The following is a 23,120-nucleotide window of genomic DNA, read 5'->3' on the forward strand; positions in this document are numbered from 1 at the left end:
ATGAAGCACGGATTGAAGATCGCCGGCACCGCGGGGCTTGCCGCCCTCGCGTTCGCCGCGCTGCCCGCCTGGGCGCAGGACGCCGCCTTGCAGGCGCCCGCCGCCGCCGCACCGGCCGCGACGGTGAACAAGGGCGACACCGCCTGGATGATGACCTCGACGGTTCTCGTCATGATGATGATCCTGCCCGGCCTCGCGCTGTTCTACGGCGGTCTGACCCGCTCCAAGAACATGCTGTCGACGATGACGCAGATCGGCGCGGTCGCCTGCCTCGCGATGCTGCTGTGGGTGATGTACGGCTACAGCCTCGCCTTCGGCCCCGACGTCACCGGCGGCCTGTCGAACGTGATCGGCAGCCTTGACAAGGCGTTCCTCAAGGGCGTCACCGCCTCGTCGCAGGCGGCGACCTTCACCGCCGGCGTCGAGATCCCCGAATATGTCTTCATCTGCTTCCAGATGACTTTCGCGGCGATCACCGTCGCGCTGGTGCTGGGATCGGTGGTCGAGCGGATGAAGTTCAGTGCGGTGATGGTGTTCGCCGCGGTGTGGCTGACGATCGTCTATTTCCCGATCGCGCACATGGTCTGGGCCTCGTCGGGCGTGTTCTTCAAGGCGGGCGCGCTGGATTTTGCCGGCGGCACCGTCGTCCACATCAACGCCGGCGTCTCGGCGCTGGTCGCCTCGATCATGCTCGGCAAGCGGATGGGCTATCCCACCACGCCGATGCCGCCGCATTCGCTGACGTTGACCGGGGTCGGCACCGGCCTGCTTTGGGTCGGCTGGTTCGGCTTCAACGCCGGTTCGGCGCTGGAGGCCAATGGTTCGGCGGGGCTGGCGATGCTCAACACGTTCGTCGCCACCGCTTCGGGCGGGCTGTTCTGGATGCTGGTCGAGCGGGCGCGCGGTCACAAGGGGTCGGCGCTGGGCTTCTGTTCGGGCATCATCGCCGGACTGGTCGCCGTCACGCCGGCGGCGGGCAATTCGGGGCCGTTCGGCGCGATATTGCTCGGTGCCGTCGCCTCGGTGGTCTGCTTCTTCGCGGTCTCGGTGCTCAAGCCCAAGCTCGGCTATGACGACGCGCTCGACGCCTTCGGCGTGCACGGCGTCGGCGGCATGATCGGCGCAATCGGCACCGGCATCGTCTATGCGCCGTCGCTCGGCGGGCCGGGTGCGGCGGATTATGCGATGGGCGCCAAGCTGCTCGTCCAGATCGAGGCGGTGGTCACCACCGTCGTCTGGGCATCGATCGGCACCGTCATCGCGATCCTCGTCGCCAAGGCGATCACAGGCCTGCGTGTCGCTCCCGAAGTCGAGCAGGAAGGCCTCGACCTCGGCGAGCACGGCGAGCGCGCCTATAATTGATCCTATCGGGGGCGGGGGCACGAGACCTCCGCCCCCCACGATGTTCCTCCTGCGGACGACCTTGACCCGGTACGGCGACGTACCGGGTCTTTTTTGGTTCGCGCGAAGACGCGAAGACGCGAAGGGGGTGTGGGTGGCGCAGGCGTCAGCCTGCTCTTCGCATGACGGCGGATCGGGGCATGGCGTCGCCACGAAGGAGACACCTTTGCGTCTTCGCGCCTTCGCGTGAGTCGATGTTCGCGCGAAGGCTCAAAATATCGGGGCGGGGTGAGCGGTGCGGAATTTTGCTGGGGCCGTGGCCGCCGCAGCGGGCGAAACCCCTCTGCGTCCCCGCGTCTCTGCGCGCCAAAACCCTTACGCGATTACGCCAGCCGCTCGCGCAGCGCGAGCATCGCCAGCGCCGCCTGTGCCGCGCCGGCACCCTTGTCGAGCTGGGCGGGGTCGGCGCGGGCGATCGCCTGCGCCTCATTTTCGGTGGTCAGGATGCCGTTGCCGATCGCAAGCCCATCGAGCGTCAGCGCCATGATGCCGCGCGCGCTTTCGTTCGAGACGATCTCGAAATGATAGGTCTCGCCGCGGATCACGACGCCCAGCGCGACGAACGCGTCATACCGGTCGGTATCCGCCGCCAGCGCGATAGCACCGGGCACTTCGAGCGCGCCCGGCACGGTCACCGTCTCGTGGCTATGGCCCGCCGCCTCGATCGCCGCGCGGGCGCCGGCGAGCAGCATGTCGTTGAGATGGTCGTAGAAGCGCGCTTCGACGATGAGGATATGCGCCATGTCAGTCGTCCGTCTCGATTGCCCGTTCGCCGACGATCGACAGGCCATAGCCGTCGAGCCCGACCAACGTGTGGTGGGTGTTGGTGAGCAGCACCATTTCCTCGACGCCGAGCTCGGTCAGGATCATCGCGCCGACGCCATAGTCGCGCAATTCCTCCATGTCGGCCGCCGGCAGCGTCCCGGCCTTGGCCTGGAGCGCGACGGTGAACTGGTCGGCGCGCGGACGGTTGATGACGACGATCACGCCGGCGCCCTCCTCCGCGATGATCTCCATCGACCGGCGCAGCAGCCCCTCGCGCGCGCCATTCTCGCCGAAGATGTCGGCGAAGGGCGACAGCGCGTGCATCCGCACCAGGGTCGGCTTCGCCGGATCGACCTTACCCTTGACCAGCGCGATCTGCTCGGTGCCGGTCGCCTTGTTCCAGAAGGTGAGCGCGGTCCATTCGCCGCCCCATTCGCTGGTGAAACGCGCCTCGGCGCGCTTCTCGACGAGATGGTCGTAGCGGCGGCGATAGGCGATAAGGTCGCGGATCGTGCCGATCTTGAGGTTGTGGAATTGCGCGAAGGTGACGAGGTCGTCGAGCCGGGCCATCGTCCCGTCCTCGTTCATGATCTCGCAGATCACGCCCGAGGGGTTGAGCCCGGCGAGCCGCGACACGTCGACCGCCGCCTCGGTATGGCCGGTGCGCACCAGCACGCCGCCGTCGCGCGCGACCAGCGGGAAGACGTGGCCGGGGGTGACGATCTCGTCGCGCGCCTTCGACGAATCGATCGCCACCGCGATGGTGCGCGCCCGGTCGGCGGCGGAGATGCCGGTGGTGACGCCGTCGCGCGCCTCGATCGAGGTGGTGAAGGCGGTTTCGTAGCGCGTGCCGTTGTTGCGGCTCATCAGCGTCAGGCCGAGCTCGTCGACACGCTTCTTGGTCAGCGCGAGGCAGATCAGGCCGCGGCCGTGCTTGGCCATGAAGTTGATCTTCTCGGGCGTCGCCATCTGCGCGGGGACGACGAGATCGCCCTCGTTCTCGCGATCCTCGTCGTCGACGAGGATGAACATCCGGCCGTTGCGCGCCTCGTCGATGATCTCCTCGGGCGAGGACAGGAAGGCGTGACGCAGACGCCCCAGCTCGGGTTTAGCGGCCACGATAATGCTCCATGCGTTGCAGATAGCGGGCGAGCACGTCGATCTCGATATTGACCGCCTGCCCCTCGGCGAGGCCGCCGAGCGTGGTGACCGCCTGCGTATGGGGGATGAGGTTGACCCAGAAGCGGGTCGTCGCGCCGTCGTCCTCGACGCCGTTGACGGTCAGCGAGACGCCGTCGATCGTGATCGAGCCCTTGGGGGCGATGAACGGCGCGAGCGCCGCCGGGACGGCGAAGCCGATGCGATGCGATTCGCCGTCCGGCGTCACGTCGAGCACCTCAGCGATGCCGTCGACATGGCCGGTGACGATATGACCCCCAAGCTCGTCGCCAAGCTTCATCGCGCGTTCGAGATTGAGGCGGCGGCCTATCGTCCACTGGTCCCGCGCAGTGCGTGCGATCGTCTCGCCCGACGCCTGCACGTCGAACCAGCCGCGATCCCCCTCGTGCCCCTTGTCGATGACGGTCAGGCAGACGCCCGAACAGGCGATCGACGCGCCGAGGTCGATCGTGTCGGGATCATAAGCGGTGGCGATGCGGACGCGCGTGTCGCCGCGGACCTCGACCGTTTCGATGGTGCCGATATCGCTGACTATGCCGGTGAACATGGGGTGCGCTCGTAGACCTCGAGACGGCCGGTGCCAAGGTCGCGCGCATCGTGCAACCGCCAGCGACCATGGGTGGTGCCAAGATCGGCTATGCCGAGGGTGCCGACCGCCGCCTTGCCCGCGCCGATCAGGATCGGCGCGCGGTAGAGCAGCAGGCGGTCGACCAGATCCGCGCGCAGGAAGGCGGCGGCGGTCGCCGCGCCGCCCTCGACGAGGATATGGTCGGCGGGGAGGGGGGCGATGGCGGCGGGCGAGTCGATCCAGACCGTCTCGCGCTCACCCTCACCCTTCGGCGCTGCGCGCCTTTTCCCTCTCCCATCGGGAGAGGGAGGGAGCGCCGCAGGCGCGGAAGGGTGAGGGCGAGACGACAGGATGACCCGCAACGGGCTGCGCTCTTCCAGCCCCGGCAGCCGCACGTCGAGGCTCGGCACGTCCGTTTCCCACGTGCCGCGCCCGACGAGGATCGCCTCGTGTCGGCTGCGTTCGAGATGCGCGTGGGCGCGCGCCTCGGCGCCAGTGATCCAGCGGCTGCTGCCGTCGGGCAATGCGATGCGGCCGTCGAGCGAGGTGGCGAGCTTGAGCGTCACGAACGGCCGGGCGAGGCGCCGGCGTGTCAGAAAGCCGGCCATGCTGCGCGCGGCGTCCTCGGCGCGTACTCCGGTCGTGACGGCGATCCCCGCGTCGTGCAGCCGCGCGATGCCCGCGCCGTTGGTGCGCGGATCGGGATCGCCGAGCGCCACGACCACCCGCGCAATGCCCGCAGCGACGAGCAGATCGGCGCAGGCGGGACCACGCGGCGAGACATGCGCACAGGGTTCGAGCGTCACATAGGCGGTAGCGCCACGCGCAGCCGCGCCAGCGGCGGTGAGCGCCTTCGCTTCGGCATGCGGCCGGCCGCCGGGCTGCGTCCAGCCCCGGCCAACGACGCGATCGTCCGCGACGAGGATGCAGCCGACGTTGGGATTGGGCGCGGTACGGCCGCGCGTCCGTTCGGCGAGCGCGAGCGCCGCGCCCATCCAGCGCGCGTCGTCGCCGCTACTTACAGCCCCCACTTGGACATCGCGTCGTCGACCGTCTTGAACTGGCTGCGCAATTTCTCCTCGCGCGCCTTTTGCGCGGCGATGCGCTGGTCCTGCTCGACCTTGTCGATCTCCTGCTGCGCCTTGATCTGCGCATCGGTGCGATTGGCGGCGTAATTCTTGAAGTAGATGATGTTGGGCTGATACGGTTCGGGCGGGATGTCGTTGCGCATGAAGGCGTAGACGAAGAAGCCGGTCACCGCCATCGCCGCCACCAGAAAGCCGAGATCGCGCGGCTCGCGCTGCGACAGGAAGAAACGCAGGTCGCGAAAGGCGTGGAGCGGCGAGAAGCGGCGGAAGAACTGCATGGCGGCAAGATAGGTGACGGGGGGCGGCGAGGCCAGCCCCCCGGGGGGACGCGACGGGTGGGGCAACCGCGCGCCTCAGTCCGCATCCTCCATGCGGAAGGTCAGCGTCATCGTCCGCCACGCCTCGACCGGCACGCTGCCGCGGGTGGCGGGTTTGAAGCGCCAGGCGCGGGTGGCGCGCTCCATCGTCGCTTGCCAGAAGGCGTCGCTGGTCGCGCTGAGCCGCTCGATCTGCTTCACCCGGCCGTCGGTGCCGATCAGCACGCGCACCGTGACGCGGCCGTCGCGGTTGGCGCGGCGCTCGACGGCGGGATAGACCGGCTGGAAGGCGTCGGCATAGCGCGGGTCGATCTGCGGCCCTACCAGCGGCGGCAATGGCGGGGCGGCCGGCTCGGCGGCGGCCGGGCCGGGGTCGGTGCCGATCGTCGGACCGGCGGGCGGGGTCGGGTCGACGGCGCTGGTGGTGAAGTCCGAGGTCGACGGGATTGCGATCGGCGGGATCGGCGCGATGATCTGCTCGGTCGGGCGATTGGCGACCCGCTCCTGCGGCCGGGGCTGCGGCACCGGCCGTTCGGGCGGCGGCGGGTCGAGCGGGATGTTGCGGGTTTCGAGCACATGCTCGGGAGCGCCGGTGAGAATCTTCGGGCCGGTGAACATCAGCGCGGCGACCAGCGCGGCGTTGATCGCGATCGCGGCGGTGAGGCCGCCGGGGTTGAAACGGGTCGGCTGGGCGTAGCGGTCGGCGTACATCGTCCGTCTCCTTGAAGGGTGCGACTCGATCGATTCTCCTGCAGTACATGGATGGTACGTTGTATCGTTACGGCGTCAAGTGTCGGTGCACGGCGCGCAGAGCGTCATCCTGCCCGATGGGGTGGGCGCCCGGACGGCGGGCTAGGCGGACAGCCGCGCCAGTGCGCGGTCGCGCCCGATCAGCGGCAGCAGCGCCGCCATGTCCGGGCCGTGATCGCGGCCAGTCAGCGCCTGCCGCAACGGCAGGAACAGTGACTTGCCCTTGCGGCCGGTCGTGTCCTTGAGCGCGGCGGTGAGCGCGTGCCACGGGTCGCCCGCCCAGTCGATCGCCTCCGCGGCGGCGGCGGCCAGCGCCAGATAGGCCCGCGTCTCGTCGTCGAACGCGGGGGCGGCGATCGGCCCCTCGATCACCTGCCACCAGTCCGCCGCCTCGGCGACGCGGGTCAGATTGGGGCGTACCGCATCCCATTCCGCCGCGCCCATGCCAACGGGCAGGCGATCGGCGACCGCATCGAACGGCAATTGGTGGACGATGCGCGCATTGACCTGCGCCAGTTCCGCTTCGTCGAACCGCGCCGGCGCCCGGCCGAAGCGCGCGAAGTCGAACGCGGCGATCAGCGGCGCGGGATCGGCGAGCGGCTCGACCGGATCGCTGGTGCCGATCCGCGCGAGCAGGGCGATCACCGCCTGCGGCTCGATCCCCGCCTCGCGGAAATGATCGACGCCGAGCGAGCCCAGCCGCTTCGACAATTTGCCCTCCGCGCCGGTCAGCAGCGCCTCGTGCGCGAAGCGGGGCGGCGCCACCCCCATCGCGTCGAACATCTGCAATTGCAGCGCGGTGTTGGAGACATGGTCCTCGCCGCGGACAACGTGCGTGATGCCGAGATCGGCGTCGTCGATCGCCGAGGGCAGCATATACAGCCACGAGCCGTCTGCGCGGCGGATCACCGGATCGCTCATCGTCTTCGGATCGAAGCTCTGCGACCCGCGGATCAGATCGTCCCAGGCGATCGGCGCGTCATGGTCGAGCTTGAAGCGCCAGTGCGGGCGGATGCCCTCCGCCTCCAGCCTCGCACGCTCGGCATCGCCCAGCGCCAGCGCGGCGCGGTCGTAGACCGGCGGCAGGCCGCGGCCGAGCAGGATCTTGCGCTTGAGGTCGAGCTCCTGCGCGGTCTCATAGGCGGGGTAGATCCGCCCCGCCGCGACCAGCGCGTCGAACCGCTGCTGGTAGAGCGCGAATCGCTCCGACTGGCGCACCTCTGTGTCGGGGGTGAGGCCGAGCCAGCCGAGATCGGCGCGGATCGCCGCGACGAATCGCTCTTCCGACCGTTCGGCATCGGTATCGTCGATGCGCAGCACGAAACGCCCGCCCTGACCCCGCGCGAACATCCAATTGTGCAGCGCCGCCCGGATGTTGCCGACGTGCAGCATGCCGGTGGGCGAGGGAGCGAAGCGGGTGGTGACGGTCATCGCTGCGGCCTAGTCAGTCGGCCGCGCGGCGACAAGCATGTGGCCTTCGCGTCTCGATGCTTTCGATTTTGTGACGGTGGCTCTAAGGCGCGGGGCGATACGGGCGGGAGCTGACCAATGAAATTGATGACCGGCAATTCGAACCTTCCGCTCGCGCGGGCGGTGGCGGCCTATCTCGAGATCCCGCTGACCGATGCATTGGTCCGCCGCTTCGCCGACGAGGAGATCTTCGTCGAGATCCAGGAGAACGTACGCGGCGAGGACGTCTTCGTGCTCCAGTCGACCGGCTTCCCGGCCAACGACAACCTCATGGAAATGCTCATCATGATCGACGCGCTCAAGCGCGCGTCGGCGCGGCGGATCACCGCGGTGATCCCCTATATGGGCTATGCCCGGCAGGATCGGAAGCCGGGCCCGCGCACGCCGATCTCGGCCAAGCTGGTCGCCAATCTGATTACCGTCGCCGGGGCCGACCGCGTGCTGTCGGTCGACCTGCATGCCGGTCAGATCCAGGGCTTTTTCGATATTCCGACCGACAATCTCTATGCCGCGCCGGTGATGAGCGCGGACATCAACGCGCGCTTCAAGGGCAAGAACCTGATGGTCGTCTCGCCCGACGTCGGCGGCGTGGTGCGCGCGCGCCAGCTCGCCAAGCGACTCGACAATGCGCCGCTGGCGATCGTCGACAAGCGGCGCGAACGCGCCGGCGAATCGGAGGTGATGAACATCATCGGCGACGTCGAGGGGCGCTTCTGCATCCTGATCGACGATATCGTCGACTCGGCCGGGACGCTGTGTAACGCTGCGGCGGCGCTGCGCGAGGCGGGGGCGGAGGATGTCGTCGCCTATGTCACGCACGGCGTGCTGTCGGGCGGCGCGGTGGCGCGGGTCGAGGGCTCGGCGCTGCGCGAGCTGGTGATCACCGATTCGATCGGCAATCACGAATCGATCGGCAAGGCGGCCAAGATCCGCCACCTGCCGATCGCGCCGCTGCTCGGCGAGGCGATCAAGCGAATCGCCGACGAGACCAGCGTGTCGTCGCTGTTCGATTGACGGCCGCCGCGCGGTTTCGTTTGTGAAAAGGCAGCACGGGGTAAGCGACAGCCCCCGTCGCTGCGTGCCGCTCAGCGTTGCGAGAGCGCGACGATATGGTCGAACACCGCCGGATGCAGCGGCTTGGCGAAGGCGCAGCCGTATTTGAACTTGTCGCGCCACGCGACCACCGCCTCCAGCCCCGCAAGACCCGGCAGCGTCAGCCACACGACCGTTCCCGGCCACAAGGTGAAGCTCGTCTCGGCGCGGAAGCCCGAGAGCGACAGATCGGTCACCTCGATCTCGAATCGCGTCTGGCCGCGGTCGCGCAGATGCGCCCGCATCTTGACCGACTTGCGCAACGCCTGGCGGGCTTCCTCACCCGGTTCGACCGGGTCGTAGGGTGGCGTGAAGGTCGGCTGTTCCATGGCCGCGACACTGGCAGCGATTGGTTACTTTTCTGCCAACGTCTGCTCCGCGGCCGGTGCGCGCACCCCCTGCCGGCCGCGTCGTTTGAGTTCGGCCTTGAGGTCTTCGGGTCGCGGCGCGACGAGGAAGCCGAAGCTGACGTTGCCCTTGCGCGTCTCGACGACGTGATGCAGCCGATGCGCCTGGACGATGCGCCGCATGTACGCCGATTTCGGGAGATAGCGCGTTGGGATCCGCTGGTGAACGATGATGTCGTGAAAACCGAAGTAGATCGCGCCGTAGGCGGCGATCCCCGCGCCGATCCAGACGAATCCCGGCCACCAGCCCCATTGCAGCCCGCCGAGCAGCAGAACGAACGACGGCACCGCGAAGATCGCGGCATAGAGGTCGTTGAGCTCCCATACGCCTGTCCGCTTGCGGTGATGGCTCGCGTGCAGGAACCAGCCCGGGCCGTGCATCACCCAGCGGTGCGCGGCATAAGCGAACGCCTCCATGCCGATCACGGTGACGAGGAAGAGGGGGATGCCGTGGAGCCAGGGCATAAGCGTTCCGTCTAATGCGATGCGATTGCAATAACGATCGAGCGTGGTTGTCGATCCGGGGTGGATTCGGCGCGCCGCCTGTGCAAAAGGCCGCACCAATCTCCTCTTCATAGCATAACGCGAGGCAGGCCATGAACATCCACGAATATCAAGCCAAGGAACTGCTCGCCAAGTTCGGCGTCCCCGTTCCCGCCGGTTTCGCCGCGCTCAGCGTCGAAGAGGCCGTCGCAGCCACCGAGAAGCTTCCCGGACCGCTCTACGTCGTCAAGGCGCAGATCCACGCCGGCGGCCGCGGCAAGGGCAAGTTCAAGGAACTCGGCCCGGACGCCAAGGGCGGCGTCCGCCTCGCCAAGACCGCCGAGGAGGTCCGCGCCGCGGCGACCGACATGCTCGGCAACACGCTGGTGACGATCCAGACCGGCGACGCCGGCAAGCAGGTCAACCGCCTGTACGTGACCGACGGCGTCGACATCGCCAAGGAATTCTACCTCGCGCTGCTCGTCAACCGCGCAACCGGCCGCGTCTCGATGGTCGCCTCGACCGAGGGTGGCATGGACATCGAAACCGTCGCCCACGACACGCCCGAGAAGATCCACAGCATCGACATCGACGCCGCGACCGGCTTCATGCCGCACCACGGCCGCGCCGTCGCCGCCGCGCTCGAGCTGACCGGCGACCTCGCCAAGCAGGCCGCCAACGTCGCGTCAAAGCTGTACGACGCCTTCCTCGGCACCGACGCCGAGCAGATCGAGATCAACCCGCTCGCCGTCACCGATGATGGCAAGCTGATGGTCCTCGACGCCAAGGTCGGCTTCGACGGCAACGCGATGTTCCGTCACAAGGACCTGATGGAACTGCGCGACACCACCGAAGAGGATGCGATGGAGCTGGAGGCGTCGAAGTACGACCTCGCCTACATCAAGCTCGACGGCGATATCGGCTGCATGGTCAACGGCGCCGGCCTCGCGATGGCGACGATGGACATCATCAAGCTCAACGGCATGTTCCCGGCCAACTTCCTCGACGTCGGCGGCGGCGCCAACAAGGAGAAGGTAACCGCGGCGTTCAAGATCATCCTCGCCGATCCGGCGGTGAAGGGCATCTTGGTCAACATCTTCGGCGGCATCATGAAGTGCGACATCATCGCCGAGGGCATCGTCGCCGCGGCGAAGGAAGTAAATCTGTCGGTGCCGCTCGTCGTCCGCCTCGAAGGCACCAACGTGCAGGCCGGCAAGGACATCCTCGCCAATTCGGGCCTCGCGATCGTGCCGGCGAACGACCTGGGCGATGCCGCCAAGAAGATCGTCGCCGAGGTGCAGAAGGCGGCGTGATCCGTCGCGCTTCCCCGCGCGGGGAAGAAGATGCGTAAAAATCTTCGGGCCCGGGCATCATGTCCGGGCCCGATTCGTTTGGCACAGGAAGACTGCCGCTACGGCAAGCGGCATTTCCCGTACCGGACTTGCGAAAGCCGCGGAAAATAGCCATCTCACCCGCCGATGCGACGCCGGAAACGGGTGTCGAGGGCGCAATCGGAAGGAAGCTGATGAAGGTGCTGGTGCCGGTCAAGCGTGTGCTTGACTACAACGTGAAGCCCCGCGTGAAGGCGGACGGGACGGGCGTCGATCTGGCGAACGTCAAGATGAGCATGAACCCGTTCGACGAGATCGCGGTCGAGGAAGCCATCCGTTTGAAGGAAAAAGGCGTCACCGAGATCGTCGTCGTCTCGATCGGCGAGCCCAAGGCGCAGGAGACGCTGCGCACCGCGCTGGCGATGGGCGCCGACCGCGCGATCCTCGTCACCAGCGATACCAAGGTCGAGCCGCTCGGCGTTGCCAAGATCCTCGCCAAGATCGTCGAGGAGGAGCAGCCGCAGCTGGTCATCCTCGGCAAGCAGGCGATCGACGACGACAACAACCAGACCGGCCAGATGCTCGCCGGCCTGCTCGGCTGGGGCCAGGGCACGTTCGCGTCGAAGGTCGAGCTGGGCGACGGCAATGTCACGGTGACGCGCGAGGTCGACGGCGGGCTCGAGACCGATTCGTTCCTGCTGCCGGCGATCGTCACCACCGACCTGCGCCTCAACGAGCCGCGCTATGCGTCGCTGCCCAACATCATGAAGGCCAAGTCGAAGCCGCTCGCGCAGAAGACCGCCGCCGATTACGGCGTCGACGTCACGCCGCGGCTGACGACGCTCAAGGTCGTCGAACCGGGCAAGCGCCAGGCGGGCGTCAAGGTCGCCGATGTCGACGAACTCGTCACCAAGCTGCATGCGATGGGGATTGCCAAGTGAAGACGCTCGTCTGGGTCGAACACGACGGCAGCGCCGTCAAGGATGCCACGCTCGCCGCGGTGACCGCCGCGTCGCAGCTCGGCGAGGTCCATCTGCTGGTCGCCGGCCAAGGCGTCGACAGCGTCGCGCAGGCGGCGGCGAAGATTGCCGGCGTCGGCAAAGTGCACGTCGCCGACGACGTCGCCTACGCGCATGCGCTGGCCGAGAATATCGCGCCGCTCGTCGTCGAGCTGATGGGGCATCACGACGCCTTCGTCGCGCCGTCGACCACCACCGGCAAGAACGTCGCGCCGCGCGTCGCCGCGCTGCTCGACGTGATGCAGATCAGCGACATCCTGTCGGTCGAGAGCGAAGACACGTTCACGCGGCCGATCTACGCCGGCAATGCGATCGCGACGGTCCAGTCGTCGGACGCCAAGAAGGTGATCACCGTTCGCGGCACCGCCTTCGAAAAGGCGGCGACCGAGGGCGGATCGGGCGAGATCGAGGCGGTGGCGTCGCAGGGCGACACCGGCGTGTCGCGCTTCGTCAACGCCGAGATCGCGCAGAACGCGCGGCCCGAGCTGACCAGCGCCAAGATCATCGTCTCGGGTGGCCGGGCGCTGCAGAATGGCGAGAACTTCCATTCGATCATCGAGCCGCTCGCCGACAAGCTCGGCGCCGGCGTCGGTGCGAGCCGCGCCGCGGTTGATGCGGGCTATGTCCCCAACGACTATCAGGTCGGCCAGACCGGCAAGATCGTCGCCCCGGAAGTCTATATCGCGGTCGGCATTTCGGGCGCGATCCAGCATCTCGCGGGGATGAAGGATTCGAAGGTCATCGTCGCGATCAACAAGGACGAGGATGCGCCGATCTTCCAGGTCGCGGACATCGGCCTGGTCGGCGACCTGTTCAAGGTCGTGCCGGAGCTGACCGAGAAGCTGTGAGGCCAAGGCGGCGGGCAGCGAAGCCTGCTCGCCGCTGCGATGCGCCCGCCCGTGACACGGAGCGGCGTCGCACGCAAAAAAGCGGCCCGACACCAGCAATGTCGAGCCGCAGTCTACGCCTAGGGAGCTGACCTGGCGTGTTCGTCGAACCGAAAGCTTAGAGTGCGTTGCCCGCGGCCGGCGCGAGCGCGTTGTCGGCGGCCGCGTCATTGGCGAGCGTGATGTCGTTACCGGTGGCGAAGTCGCCGCTGTTGCTCAAGCCGGCGTCGCCTTCCTCGTTGAGGGTCAGCGTGTCGGTGGCGGCGGCATTGTTGCCGGCGTCGGTCTTGGGGCCGCAGGCGGCGAGGCTCAGGGCAGCGAGCGCAAGCGCCGGAGCCAGGATCGTGATCTTCATTCAGTCCTCCGTGTTGAAACTGGGTCGGTGCCGCCGCGCAGGCCGGCGCCGATCAGGGAAAAGAAGGCGCGGCTCGCAGGCGAGTTCGCCGTATCCCATTCGGGATGCCATTGGACGCCGAGCACGTCGGCCCCGCACGGCCGCGCCGACACGGCTTCGATCAGCCCGTCGTCCGCCGCGATCGCCTCCACCGTCAGGCCGCTGCCGAGACGGTCGATGCCTTGCTGGTGGACCGAATTGACCCGCACCCGCTGCACGCCGGTGGCGTCGGCCAACCGGCCGCGCGCGCACAGTTCGACGTCGTGGCCGTGGTGGAACAGCGAATCGTAATCGCCCGACCAGGCGCCGCGATGATGGCGGCCGGCGTCGGCGGCGGCGCACAGGCTGCCGCCGAACAGGACGTTGATCTCCTGCAGGCCGCGGCAGATGCCGAACACCGGCTTGCCCGCCTCGATCATCCCGCCGGCGAGCGCCAGCGCGACCTCGTCGCGATCCTCATCGACGATCTGGTCGTCGGGCAGCGGCCGCGCGCCATAGCGCCACGGCGCGACATGCGAGCGCGATCCGGTCAGCAGCAGCCCGTCGAGCACCGCGGTGAGCGTCGCGACATCGGTGGCGTCGGGCAGGGCGGGGACGAGCAGCACCGTCGCACCGGCGAGGCGGGTGAGCGGCGCGACGAAGCGGCTGGCGACGGCCTGCACCGGGCGCTCCGCCATCTCGTTGCAGCAGAGCACGCCGATGACCGGGCGTCGTTCGGGATCGGCACGGCGCCCCATCACACCACCGCCGCGACGAGCGTGTCGCGCAACGCATGGCCGGCGGAGGGCGCGAGCAACTTCGCTTCGGGCTGCACCACCACGCCGCCGGGCGGCACGTCGTCGAGCAGCCAGACGTTGCCGCCGATCGTCGCGCCCGCGCCGATCGTCACCCGGCCGAGGATCGTCGCCCCCGCATAGATGACGACGTCGTCGCCGACGATCGGATGGCGGGCATAACGTTCGCGCGGACCGCGCCGCGCGGCGCCGAGCGGACTGCGCGCACCGAGCGTGACATGCTGGTAGAGGCGCACGCCGGTGCCGACGATCGCGGTTTCGCCGATGACGACGCCGGTGCCGTGATCGATGAAGAAGCGTTCGCCGATCCGCGCGCCCGGATGGATGTCGATCCCGGTGCGTTCGTTGGCGAGTTCGGAGATCAGCCGCGCGACGATCGGCGCGCCGAGGTCGTACAATTGATGCGCGATGCGATGGTGCAGGCTGGCGATCGCGCCGGGATAGCAGACGAGGATCTCGTCGGTGCTGCCCGCGGCGGGGTCGCCGAGGAAGGCAGCCTCGACATCGCTGTCGATCAGCCGGCGGATGTCGCCGAGCGTGTCGGCGAACAGGCGGACGATCGTCGCGGCCTGGTCGGGATCGAAGGCGGTGCGCGCCTCCGCCTGCCAATAGCCGAGCTCATGGCCGATCTCGCGCTCCAGCTCGGTGAAGGCGCTGCCGAGCTTGGCGGCGACGAACCGGTCCTCGTCCGCCGGTGCGATCTGCTGCAGGCCGAGACGGCGGGGATAGAGCGCCTCGGCGAGGAGCAGGACGATTCGCTCGATCGCGCCGCGCGAGGGGAAGGCGGCGGCGGCGCGGGCCGGGGTCTGCCGCGTGCGCCAATCGGCGCGGGCGGCGCGCAACGCATCGACCGCCTCGCCGAGCGTGGCGCCGGGGGTGCGCGACGGCAGCGGGGCGGCAGCGGCCGTCACCGGCGCACCCTGCGCGGTCGATCGGCGGAATACAGCGTCGTCATCGTCCGATACCTCCAGCGTGGAAGATATCCCATCGGCTTAGTGGGAATAGGAAGAAAAGCTATCCCGTCGCCAAGAACGACTCATCGGTTCACGGCTCGACCGCGGCAGGCTGGCTTATTTCGGGGTCGGGCAGCGGCGGGATGCGCGCGAGCACGACGCCGAGCAGCAGCGCGAGGCCGCCGAGCGCGAGGCAGAAGAGCGCGACGCCCGGCCAGCCGGCGTGCGTCCAGGCGAAGCCGCCGGCCGAGCCGAGCACGCTCGACCCCAGATAATAAAAGAACAGGTAGAAAGCGGCGCCCTGGCCGCGATTGGCCCGCGCGCGGCGGCCGACCCAGGCGCTCGCGATCGAATGCGCGCCGAAGAAGCCGATCGTGACCAAAGCAATGCCGAGGATGATGAGGACCAGTGCGCGTGCCTCGGTCGCGGCGACGCCGGCGATCAGCAGCACGATCGGCAGCCAGAAGACGCGCCGCCGCCCGACGGTGCCGGCGAACGATCCGAACAGCGCCGAACTCGCCGACCCGAGGATATAGAGGAGGAAGACGCCGCCGACCGCCGCCTGGCTGAGCCCGTAGGGCGGGGCGAGCAGGCGGAAGCCGGCGTAATTGTAGATGGTGACGAAGACGCCCATCAGCAGGAACGCCTCGGCATAGAGCAGCGGCAATGCCCGGTCGCGGAACAGCGCCGCAGCGCCGGCGAGCGGACTGCCGCCGGCGCCGGCGACGAAGCCGCGCGACGGCGGCGCGAGGCGGCGGAACGCCTCGGCCATGACGAGGCCGGCGAGGCCGACGCTGCCCAGCGCCCAGCGCCAGTCGGCGACATCGGCGACGAGGCTGGCGACGAGGCGCCCGCCCATGCCGCCGATCGCGCTGCCGCCGATGTAGAGGCCCATCGCCGCACCGACCGAGGCGACGTCGACCTCTTCGGCGACATAGGCCATCGCCACCGCAGGCACGCCGGCGAGCGCGACGCCGGTGAGCAGCCGCAGCGCGAGCAACGTCGTCCAGCCCGGCACCAGCGCGGCGGCGAGGGTCAGCGCGCCGGCGGCGAACATCGCGGCGACCATCAACGGCCGCCGCCCGACGCGATCGGAGAGGATGCCGGCGAACAGGATGCCGATCGCCAGCGGCCCGGTGGCGAGCGACACCGCCAGCGACGCCGCTTCGGCGCTGAGGTGATAATCGGCGGCGAACAGCGGCAGCAGCGGCTGCACCGAATAGAGCAGCGAGAAGGTCGAGAAGCCGGCGAACAGCATGGCGAGGGTCAGCCGCCGGTAGGCGGGCGTCCCCTTCGCCAGCCGCGGGTCACTGGCGGGCATGACGCCGCCCGATCGCGAACGCCGGCAGGCCGCGCTCGACGATCAGCGCGATTCCCCAGATCGCCAGGCCGCCGAGCGCCAGCCCGCACCCGACGATGCCGGTCGAGGTCCAGCCGAAGCCGGCGGCGATGGCGAGGCCGCCAAGCCATGGTCCGATCGCATTGGCGGTGTTGAACGCCGAATGGTTGAGCGCCGCGGCGAGCGACTGGGCATCGCCGGCGACGTCCATCAGCCGCGTCTGCAGGACCGCGCCGAGCGCGCCGCCGAGGCCGATCGCGAAGACGTCGAGCGTCATCGTCCAGACGTTGCCGGCGGCGAGCGGGTAGAGCAACAGCGCCGCCGCCGACCAGAGCAGCAGCACGCCCGCGGTCGGCATCAGCGCGCGGTCGGCGAAGCGCGGCACGACGAGGTTGCCGAGCGTCATGCCGGTGCCGAACACCGCGAGCATCAGCGGCACGCTGCGGGGCGTGAGGCCGGTGACCTCGACCAATGTCGCGGCGAGATAGGTGTAGACCGCGAACATGCCGCCGAAGCCGATCGCGCCGATGCCGAGCGTCAGCCACACCTGCGGGCGGCGCAGCGCGGTGAGTTCGTGCAAGGGGCTCGCATCGCGATCGGGCGCGTCGACCGGCGCGAGCAACGCGACGAGGCCGGCGGTGGTGAGCGCGAGCAGCGCGACGAGCCCGAACACCCAGCGCCAGCTGGCGATCTGGCCGAGCAACGTGGCGAAGGGCACGCCGACGATGGTCGCGACGGTGAGGCCGAGCATCACCCGTCCGACCGCCTGCGTTCGCCGGTCGGCGGGCACCAGCGACGCGGCGACGAGCGAGGCGATGCCGAAATAGGCGCCGTGCGGCAGGCCGGCGAGGAAGCGGAAGACGAGCATCCAGCCATAGCTCGGCGCGAGGGCGGACAGGCAATTGCCGATGGCGAACAAGGCCATCAGGCCGATCAGCAAGGTGCGCCGCGACATCTTCGCCGAGAGCACCGCGATCGTCGGCGCGCCGACGACGACGCCGAGCGCATAGGCGCTGATGACATGGCCGACGGTCGGCGCATCGATGCCGAGCCCACGCGCGAGATCGGGTTCGAGGCTCATCGCCGCGAATTCGGTCGTACCGATCGCGAAGCCGCCGACGGCGAGCGCGAGATGGACGAGGCCCGGATGGGCCTCGGCGGTTTGGCGTAGGGTCATGTGGATCTTCTAGCCGCCGTTGCTGCGTTGCAGCAATTCAACGGCCGACGGGCGGGGGTGGTTCCGCCGCAAAGTCCTCCCTCGCGCAGCGGGGGAGGGGGACCATTCGCGTAAGCGAATGGTGGAGGGGGCGTTTCCTCATACGGCAAGCTCACCGTATCCTCCCCCTCCGTCAGGCCTTCGGCCTGCCACCTCCCCCTAGCGGGGGAAGAATTAAGAGGCCTTCGCCAGTGCCTCGGCGATCAGCGTGCGGCTGTTGGCGATGCCGTACAGCGCGATGAAGCTGCCCATCCTCGGGCCCTGCTCGGACCCCAGCAGCGTCTCGTAGAGCGCCTTGAACCAGTCGCGCAGCGTGTCGAAGCCGGCGGTCTTGCCGATCTCGTAGACGACGTTCTGGATATCCTCCGCGCTCGCCTCGGCGGGCAAGGCGGCGAGATCGGCGTCGAGCCGGCGTAGCGCTGCGACCTCGACGCCTTCCGGCGCACGGCGCTTGAGCGTCGGCGCGACGAAATCGCGGGCATAGGCCAGCGCATAGCCGATCAGCCGGTCGAGTTCGGGGTCGCGCTCCGGCGTCGCGTCGGGGACGTAGTTGCGCAGATAGCCCCAGACCTGCTCCTTGCTCGCCTCGCCCATCACGCCGACGAGGTTGAGCAGCAGGCCGAAGGTGACCGGCAGCGTCGCGGTCGGCACCTTGCCGTCGTGGATATGATGCACCGGATTGCCGAGCCGCTGCGCGATCTCCTGCGTCGGATAATTGCCGCGGAACTGCCAATAATCGTCGACCGCGCGCGGGATGATGCCGAAATGCAGCGCCTTGGCCTTCTTGGGCTCGCGATAGGCGAAGAAGGCGAGGCTTTCCTCGGGGCCATAGGTCAGCCACTGGTCGAGGCTGAGGCCATTGCCCTTCGACTTGGAGATCTTCTCGCCCTTTTCGTCGAGGAACATCTCGTAGTTGAAGCCCTCGGGCGGACGGCCGCCGAGCACCCGCGCGATCTTCGAACTCTGCGTCACCGAATCGATCAGGTCCTTGCCCGCCATCTCGTAATCGACGCCGAGCGCGACCCAGCGCATCGCCCAGTCGACCTTCCATTGCAGCTTCGCAAGACCGCCAAGCGCCGACTGGACGACGCGTTCGCCGCTCTCGTCGGTGAAGGCGATCGTGCCGGCTTGCGGGTCGACCACCTCGACCGGCACCTGCAGCACGATGCCCGTGGTCGGGCTGACCGGCAGCACCGGCGAATAGGTCTCGCGGCGCTCGGCGCGCAGCGTCGGCAGCATGACGTCGAGGATGCCCCGATAGTGGCGCAGCACGCCCTTGATGGCATCGTCGAACCGGCCGCCCTCGTAATAGTCGGTCGACGAGGCGAAGTCGTAATCGAAGCCGAAGCGGTCGAGGAACTGGCGCAGCATCGCATTGTTGTGCGCGGCGAAACTGTCGAACTTGCCGAACGGATCGGGGATGCGCGTCAGCGGCTTGCCGAGATGTTCGCGCAGCATGTCCCCGTTGGGGACGTTGTCGGGCACCTTGCGCAGGCCGTCCATATCGTCGCTGAACGCGATCAGCCGCGTCGGCTGGTCGGAGAGCGCGTGGAAGGCGTTGCGCACCATCGTCGTGCGCAACACTTCGTTGAACGTGCCGATATGCGGCAGGCCCGAGGGGCCATAGCCGGTCTCGAACAGGATCGGACTGCCATCCGCCTTGCCGTCGGGATAGCGCTTGAGGAGCTTGCGCGCCTCCTCATAGGGCCAGGCCTTGGAGTCGAGGGCGGCGGATCGCAGGTCGATATCGGTCATGGTGCGCGCGGGACTAAGCACCCCGCGCGCTCACGGCAACTCTCTTGACAGCGAGACTTAGCGGCAGCGGTCCTTCGCGGTGATCGTACGGTCGATCGCGCGGCCGGCGAAGGCGCCACCGACGGCGCCGCCGACGGTGCCGAGCGCACCATGACCGAGCACCGAATTGCCGAGCAAGGCGCCGCCGACGCCGCCCGCGACGAGGCCGGTGGTGCCGCTCGAATGGCGGCAGCGCTTGACGTGACGATAGCCGCGCTCGTGCGAATTGCGGTAATGATGGCGTGCCTCGGCCTTGCTGACCGGCAGCGCGATGCTGGCGGGGAGGGCGAGCGAGACGGCGCCGAGCGCGAACAGCAGAGTACGCATGAAGACTGATCCTTATCAGGCGGATGACCCGTGCCGAACGTGCGATGCGCCGCCGAGTTGCACCGCCGTCCGGTTGCCATTCTGTTCCGGCGGGCTATGGCGGCACGGGTGATCCCCTATCCCGCCCTTCACGCCAGCCATGGCGGCATCTGGATCGCCACCGCGGAGGGAACGCGGCCGATCGGGCGCGGCGAGGCGATCCGCATCGCCGCCGACACGCCGGTGATCCTGCTCAACGCGCCGCTCGTCGGGCAAAGGCTCGGCTATCCCGAATTGTCGGGGCTCGACCTGCTCGAACTGTTCGCCTTCCTCTATCCGGCTCGGTTCGCGGTGCCGACGCCGAGGGGGCTGGCGCGCGCGGTCGATCTGTCGCCGCCCGACACCGACGAGGGCGTCGCCGCCTTCCTGCGCGAGGCGGCGGCGGCGTTGCTCGCAGTGACGCAAGGCGGCTGGCCCGAGCGCGAGGGCGCGTGGACCGCGGCACAGTCGCTGACCCGGCTGCGCTGGCCATGGGGACCCGCGCTCGCCCCGCTGCTCGCCAAGCCGCAGGTCAACGAGCGCTGGCTGTTCGCGACCCTGCCCGAATGGGAGGAACAGGCGCCGCGGCCAGCACCGCTGACCGTCGCGATCCCCCCCGCCGACGCCGAGGCGCGGCTCGCCGACCTCACCGGTCATGGCGCCGAGGAGCGGCTCGGCCAGCGCGCCTTCGCCGCGGCGGCGACCGATGCCTTCGCCCCGCGCGCGATGCGCGACGCGCCCAATCTGGTGCTCGCCGAGGCGGGGACGGGGATCGGCAAGACCTTGGGCTATCTCGCGCCGGCTTCGCTGTGGGCGGAGCGGGCCGGCGGCGCGGTGTGGATCAGCACCTATACCAAGGCGCTGCAACGGCAATTGTCGAAGGAGACCGAGCGGCTGTTCCCCGACCCGGCATTGCGCCGGCAGAAGGTGGTGACGCGCAAGGGCCGCGAGAACTATCTGTGCCTGCTCAATCTGGAGGATGCGTTGCAGGGCGGCTTCGCCGGCCGCGCCGCGATCCTCGCGCAACTGGTGGCGCGCTGGGCGGCGTATAGCGCCGACGGCGACATGGTCGGCGGCGACCTGCCCGGCTGGCTGCCGACGCTGTTCCGGCGCAACGGCCCGACCGCGCTGACCGACCGGCGCGGCGAATGCGTCTATGCCGGCTGCCCGCATTACCGCAAATGCTTCATCGAGCGCGCCGCGCGCGCCTCGGCGGAAGCGGACGTGGTGATCGCCAATCACGCGCTGGTGATGGTCAATGCGGCGCGCGGCCGCGAGACGACGACGCGGCCGACGCGCTACGTCTTCGACGAGGGTCATCATCTGTTCGAGGCGGCGGATTCGATGTTCGCCACCGCGCTGACCGGGCAGGAGACGATCGAGCTGCGGCGCTGGATCCTCGGGCCGGAGAGTGGCGGGCGCGGCCGGCGGCGCGGGCTTCAGGCGCGCCTGTCCGACGTCGCCAGCTACGACGAACAGGGCGGCATCGCGATCCAGGACGCGATCGAGGCGTCGCGGCATCTCGCCAGCGACGGCTGGCTGGGGCGGATCAACGAAGGCGCGCCGTTCGGGCCGATCGAGCATCTGCTCGCCGCGGTGCGCGGCCTGACCTATGCGCGCGCCGAACAGCCGGGCGACGCCGGGTACGGCCTGGAAACCGAGCTGGCCGAGCCGACCCCCGAGCTGATCGAGGCGGCGGCACCCGCCGCGGCGGCGCTCGATGCGCTGGTGCGGCCGCTGGTGACGCTGGGGCGGCGGCTGGAGGCGGTGCTCGCCGAGGCGCCCGACTGGATGGATGCGCCGGCGCGCGCGCGCGTCGAGGGGGCGATCGCCTCGATCGGCTGGCGTGCCGAGACGGTGGCGGCGTGGCTGTCGCTGCTCGCGCGCGTCGGCGGCCCGGTCGATCCGGCGCATGTCGACTGGCTCGCGGTCGACCGGGTCGAGGGGCGCGAATATGATATCGGCCTGCACCGCCACTGGCTCGACCCGACGCGGCCGTTCGCCGAGATCGTGCTGAAGCCGGCACATGGCGCGCTCGTCACCTCGGCGACGCTCACCGGCGGCGGCGACTGGGAAACCGCGGAGGCGCGCGTCGGGGCGCCGCATCTCGCCCGCGCCGCCTCACGGTTCGAGGCGAAGAGCCCGTTCGACTATCCCGCCAATGCCGAGGTGCTGATCGTCACCGACGTCAAGCGTGGCGACCTGCCCGCGCTCGCCAACGCCTATGCGCGGCTGATCGTCGCCGCGGGCGGGGGCACGCTCGGTCTGTTCACCGCGATCCGGCGGCTGCGCGGCGTGCATGGCCGCATCGCCGACCGGCTGGCGCGCGAGGGGCTGCCGCTGCACGCGCAGCACGTCGATCCGATCGATACCGGCACGCTCGTCGATATCTTCCGCGACGACCCGCACGCCTCGCTGCTCGGCACCGATGCGCTGCGCGACGGCGTCGACGTGCCGGGATCGTCGCTGCGGCTGGTGGTGATGGAGGGCGTGCCCTGGCCCAAGCCGAGCGTGCTGCACGCCGCGAGGCGGCTGGCGGGGGGCGGGTCGGCCTATGACGATCGCATCGTGCGGGCGCGGCTGGCGCAGGCGTTCGGGCGGCTGATCCGCCGCGCCGACGATCGCGGCGCGTTCGTGATGCTGTCGTCGGCGATGCCGTCGCGGCTGTTGTCGGCGTTTCCGCCCGGCGTCGGCATCGCGCGGGTGACGCTCGACGAGGCGGTGGCGCGGGTGCAGGCGCGGCTTTCCTTACCGACTCACATCGGGCATGAGGCGGCTCCCGCGATGCACCACGGAGACGCCGGTTGAAGACGCTGACGCTGCTGCGCCACGCCAAGTCCGGCTGGGACGATCCGGTGAGCCGCGATTTCGACCGCCCGCTCAACGCCAAGGGCAGGCGCGCCGCCGAGACGGTGGGGCGCAAGATGCGCAGCCTCGACCTCGCCTTCGATCACGTCGTCGCCTCGCCGGCGGTGCGCGTCGGCGAGACGCTCGATGCGGTGGTGGCGGGCTATGGCCGCGACCTGGCGCCTGCGTGGGAGCGGCGTATCTATCTCGCCTCGGCGGCGACGCTGCTCGACGTCGTCCACGACCTGCCGGCGGAGGCGGAGCGGGTGCTGCTCGTCGGGCACAATCCGGGGCTTGAGGATCTGGTGCTGATGCTGGTGCCGGCGGCGCCGGACGGGCTGCGGGCGCTGGTCGAGGAAAAATATCCGACCGCGACGCTGGCGGAGATGACCTTCGATATCGCCGACTGGTCGGCGGTGGCGGAGGGCGGCGGCGATCTGCGCCGGTTCGTACGGCCGCGCGACCTCGATCCGAGCCTCGGGCCCGACGAGCGCTGATTTCACGCGAAGGCGCGAAGGCGCGAAGAAGACCGGTTCACGCGGAGGCGCGGAGGCGCGGAGAGAAGAAGGGTTTTGCGCGCAGAGGCGCAGAGGCGCAGAGGCGCCGAGAAGCGTGCCCGTTGCGCCGAAGGCGCTTCATCTTTCCGGCGCAGATCGGCATCGCGACGGAATCGCGCTCGTC

The 23,120-nt window shown here is 69.3% G+C and carries 23 protein-coding genes; 7 read left to right on the top strand and 16 right to left on the bottom strand.

Going from position 1 to position 23,120, the window contains the following annotated elements:
• A complete protein-coding gene (locus tag AC07UH_RS01935; RefSeq protein ID WP_495179514.1) occupies positions 1–1,362 on the top strand; it encodes an ammonium transporter in 1,362 nt (453 codons plus the stop codon).
• Positions 1,363–1,724: 362 nt separating this feature from the next.
• Here the strand turns inward: AC07UH_RS01935 and ribH are convergent, their stop codons facing one another.
• The 7 genes from ribH to gltX form a co-directional block, all read right to left on the bottom strand.
• Complete coding sequence (ribH, locus tag AC07UH_RS01940; protein ID WP_038664181.1) at positions 1,725–2,144, bottom strand: 6,7-dimethyl-8-ribityllumazine synthase; 420 nt, start codon at positions 2,142–2,144, stop codon at positions 1,725–1,727.
• A 1-nt stretch (position 2,145) separates the two neighbouring features.
• Complete coding sequence (ribB, locus tag AC07UH_RS01945) at positions 2,146–3,285, bottom strand: 3,4-dihydroxy-2-butanone-4-phosphate synthase (protein ID WP_137898407.1); 1,140 nt, start codon at positions 3,283–3,285, stop codon at positions 2,146–2,148.
• A complete protein-coding gene (locus tag AC07UH_RS01950) occupies positions 3,275–3,892 on the bottom strand; it encodes a riboflavin synthase (RefSeq protein WP_495179513.1) in 618 nt (205 codons plus the stop codon). The genes ribB and AC07UH_RS01950 overlap by 11 nt, the downstream gene beginning before the upstream one ends.
• Positions 3,877–4,908 (bottom strand): bifunctional diaminohydroxyphosphoribosylaminopyrimidine deaminase/5-amino-6-(5-phosphoribosylamino)uracil reductase RibD, encoded by a 1,032-nt coding sequence (gene ribD, locus AC07UH_RS01955; RefSeq protein WP_495179802.1) that lies wholly within the window; start codon positions 4,906–4,908, stop codon positions 3,877–3,879. The genes AC07UH_RS01950 and ribD overlap by 16 nt, the downstream gene beginning before the upstream one ends.
• Positions 4,909–4,931: 23 nt before the next feature.
• Complete coding sequence (locus AC07UH_RS01960; RefSeq protein ID WP_038664169.1) at positions 4,932–5,279, bottom strand: hypothetical protein; 348 nt, start codon at positions 5,277–5,279, stop codon at positions 4,932–4,934.
• 75 nt (positions 5,280–5,354) lie between these two features.
• Positions 5,355–6,029 (bottom strand): energy transducer TonB, encoded by a 675-nt coding sequence (locus tag AC07UH_RS01965; protein ID WP_495179512.1) that lies wholly within the window; start codon positions 6,027–6,029, stop codon positions 5,355–5,357.
• A gap of 141 nt (positions 6,030–6,170) precedes the next feature.
• Positions 6,171–7,499, bottom strand: a complete 1,329-nt coding sequence (gene gltX / locus AC07UH_RS01970) for a glutamate--tRNA ligase (protein WP_495179511.1) — start codon at positions 7,497–7,499, stop codon at positions 6,171–6,173.
• Between the two features lie 117 nt (positions 7,500–7,616).
• Between gltX and AC07UH_RS01975 the strand changes: the two genes are divergently transcribed.
• Positions 7,617–8,552: a ribose-phosphate pyrophosphokinase gene (locus tag AC07UH_RS01975; RefSeq protein ID WP_137898411.1), complete on the top strand. Its 936-nt coding sequence runs from the start codon at positions 7,617–7,619 to the stop codon at positions 8,550–8,552.
• Positions 8,553–8,623: 71 nt separating this feature from the next.
• Here AC07UH_RS01975 and AC07UH_RS01980 read toward each other — a convergent pair whose 3' ends face one another.
• A complete protein-coding gene (locus AC07UH_RS01980) occupies positions 8,624–8,959 on the bottom strand; it encodes a PilZ domain-containing protein (RefSeq protein WP_038664156.1) in 336 nt (111 codons plus the stop codon).
• A 24-nt stretch (positions 8,960–8,983) separates the two neighbouring features.
• Entirely contained in the window at positions 8,984–9,502 is a 519-nt protein-coding gene (locus AC07UH_RS01985) for a sterol desaturase family protein (protein ID WP_495179510.1), read from the bottom strand.
• Between the two features lie 131 nt (positions 9,503–9,633).
• Here AC07UH_RS01985 and sucC point away from each other — a divergent pair, with 131 nt between their 5' ends.
• The 3 genes from sucC (at position 9,634) to AC07UH_RS02000 (ending at position 12,718) form a co-directional block, all read left to right on the top strand.
• Complete coding sequence (sucC, locus tag AC07UH_RS01990; RefSeq protein WP_137898414.1) at positions 9,634–10,833, top strand: ADP-forming succinate--CoA ligase subunit beta; 1,200 nt, start codon at positions 9,634–9,636, stop codon at positions 10,831–10,833.
• A gap of 212 nt (positions 10,834–11,045) precedes the next feature.
• Complete coding sequence (locus AC07UH_RS01995) at positions 11,046–11,792, top strand: electron transfer flavoprotein subunit beta/FixA family protein (RefSeq protein ID WP_495179509.1); 747 nt, start codon at positions 11,046–11,048, stop codon at positions 11,790–11,792.
• A complete protein-coding gene (locus AC07UH_RS02000) occupies positions 11,789–12,718 on the top strand; it encodes an electron transfer flavoprotein subunit alpha/FixB family protein (RefSeq protein WP_495179508.1) in 930 nt (309 codons plus the stop codon). Before AC07UH_RS01995 ends, AC07UH_RS02000 begins: the two co-directional genes overlap by 4 nt.
• A gap of 157 nt (positions 12,719–12,875) precedes the next feature.
• Here AC07UH_RS02000 and AC07UH_RS02005 read toward each other — a convergent pair whose 3' ends face one another.
• The 7 genes from AC07UH_RS02005 to AC07UH_RS02035 all read right to left on the bottom strand — a co-directional run bounded on the left by AC07UH_RS02005 (position 12,876) and on the right by AC07UH_RS02035 (position 19,574).
• Positions 12,876–13,112 (bottom strand): hypothetical protein, encoded by a 237-nt coding sequence (locus tag AC07UH_RS02005; protein WP_038664143.1) that lies wholly within the window; start codon positions 13,110–13,112, stop codon positions 12,876–12,878.
• Positions 13,109–13,888: a gamma-glutamyl-gamma-aminobutyrate hydrolase family protein gene (locus AC07UH_RS02010; protein WP_495179507.1), complete on the bottom strand. Its 780-nt coding sequence runs from the start codon at positions 13,886–13,888 to the stop codon at positions 13,109–13,111. The genes AC07UH_RS02005 and AC07UH_RS02010 overlap by 4 nt, the downstream gene beginning before the upstream one ends.
• Positions 13,888–14,856 (bottom strand): serine O-acetyltransferase EpsC, encoded by a 969-nt coding sequence (epsC, locus tag AC07UH_RS02015; protein ID WP_495179506.1) that lies wholly within the window; start codon positions 14,854–14,856, stop codon positions 13,888–13,890. The genes AC07UH_RS02010 and epsC overlap by 1 nt, the downstream gene beginning before the upstream one ends.
• Positions 14,857–14,989: 133 nt before the next feature.
• Positions 14,990–16,219 (bottom strand): MFS transporter, encoded by a 1,230-nt coding sequence (locus AC07UH_RS02020; protein WP_137898418.1) that lies wholly within the window; start codon positions 16,217–16,219, stop codon positions 14,990–14,992.
• The gene (locus tag AC07UH_RS02025) at positions 16,206–17,414 is read right to left on the bottom strand and encodes an MFS transporter (RefSeq protein ID WP_038664132.1); all 1,209 of its coding nucleotides are present in this window, start codon (positions 17,412–17,414) and stop codon (positions 16,206–16,208) included. The genes AC07UH_RS02020 and AC07UH_RS02025 overlap by 14 nt, the downstream gene beginning before the upstream one ends.
• A 213-nt stretch (positions 17,415–17,627) precedes the next feature.
• Positions 17,628–19,208 (bottom strand): lysine--tRNA ligase, encoded by a 1,581-nt coding sequence (locus AC07UH_RS02030; RefSeq protein WP_495179505.1) that lies wholly within the window; start codon positions 19,206–19,208, stop codon positions 17,628–17,630.
• A 57-nt stretch (positions 19,209–19,265) separates the two neighbouring features.
• Positions 19,266–19,574, bottom strand: coding sequence for a hypothetical protein (locus AC07UH_RS02035; RefSeq protein WP_038664126.1), 309 nt, complete (start codon positions 19,572–19,574; stop codon positions 19,266–19,268).
• Between the two features lie 96 nt (positions 19,575–19,670).
• On the opposite strand from AC07UH_RS02035, the gene AC07UH_RS02040 reads away from it, so the two are divergent.
• On the top strand, positions 19,671–22,400 hold the full coding sequence (locus AC07UH_RS02040; RefSeq protein WP_495179504.1) for an ATP-dependent DNA helicase: 2,730 nt from the start codon (positions 19,671–19,673) through the stop codon (positions 22,398–22,400).
• A complete protein-coding gene (locus tag AC07UH_RS02045) occupies positions 22,397–22,936 on the top strand; it encodes a SixA phosphatase family protein (RefSeq protein WP_495179503.1) in 540 nt (179 codons plus the stop codon). The genes AC07UH_RS02040 and AC07UH_RS02045 overlap by 4 nt, the downstream gene beginning before the upstream one ends.
• Positions 22,937–23,120 lie beyond the last annotated feature (184 nt).

The sequence above is a fragment of the Sphingomonas sp. GW821-FHT04B01 genome (assembly GCF_059420425.1).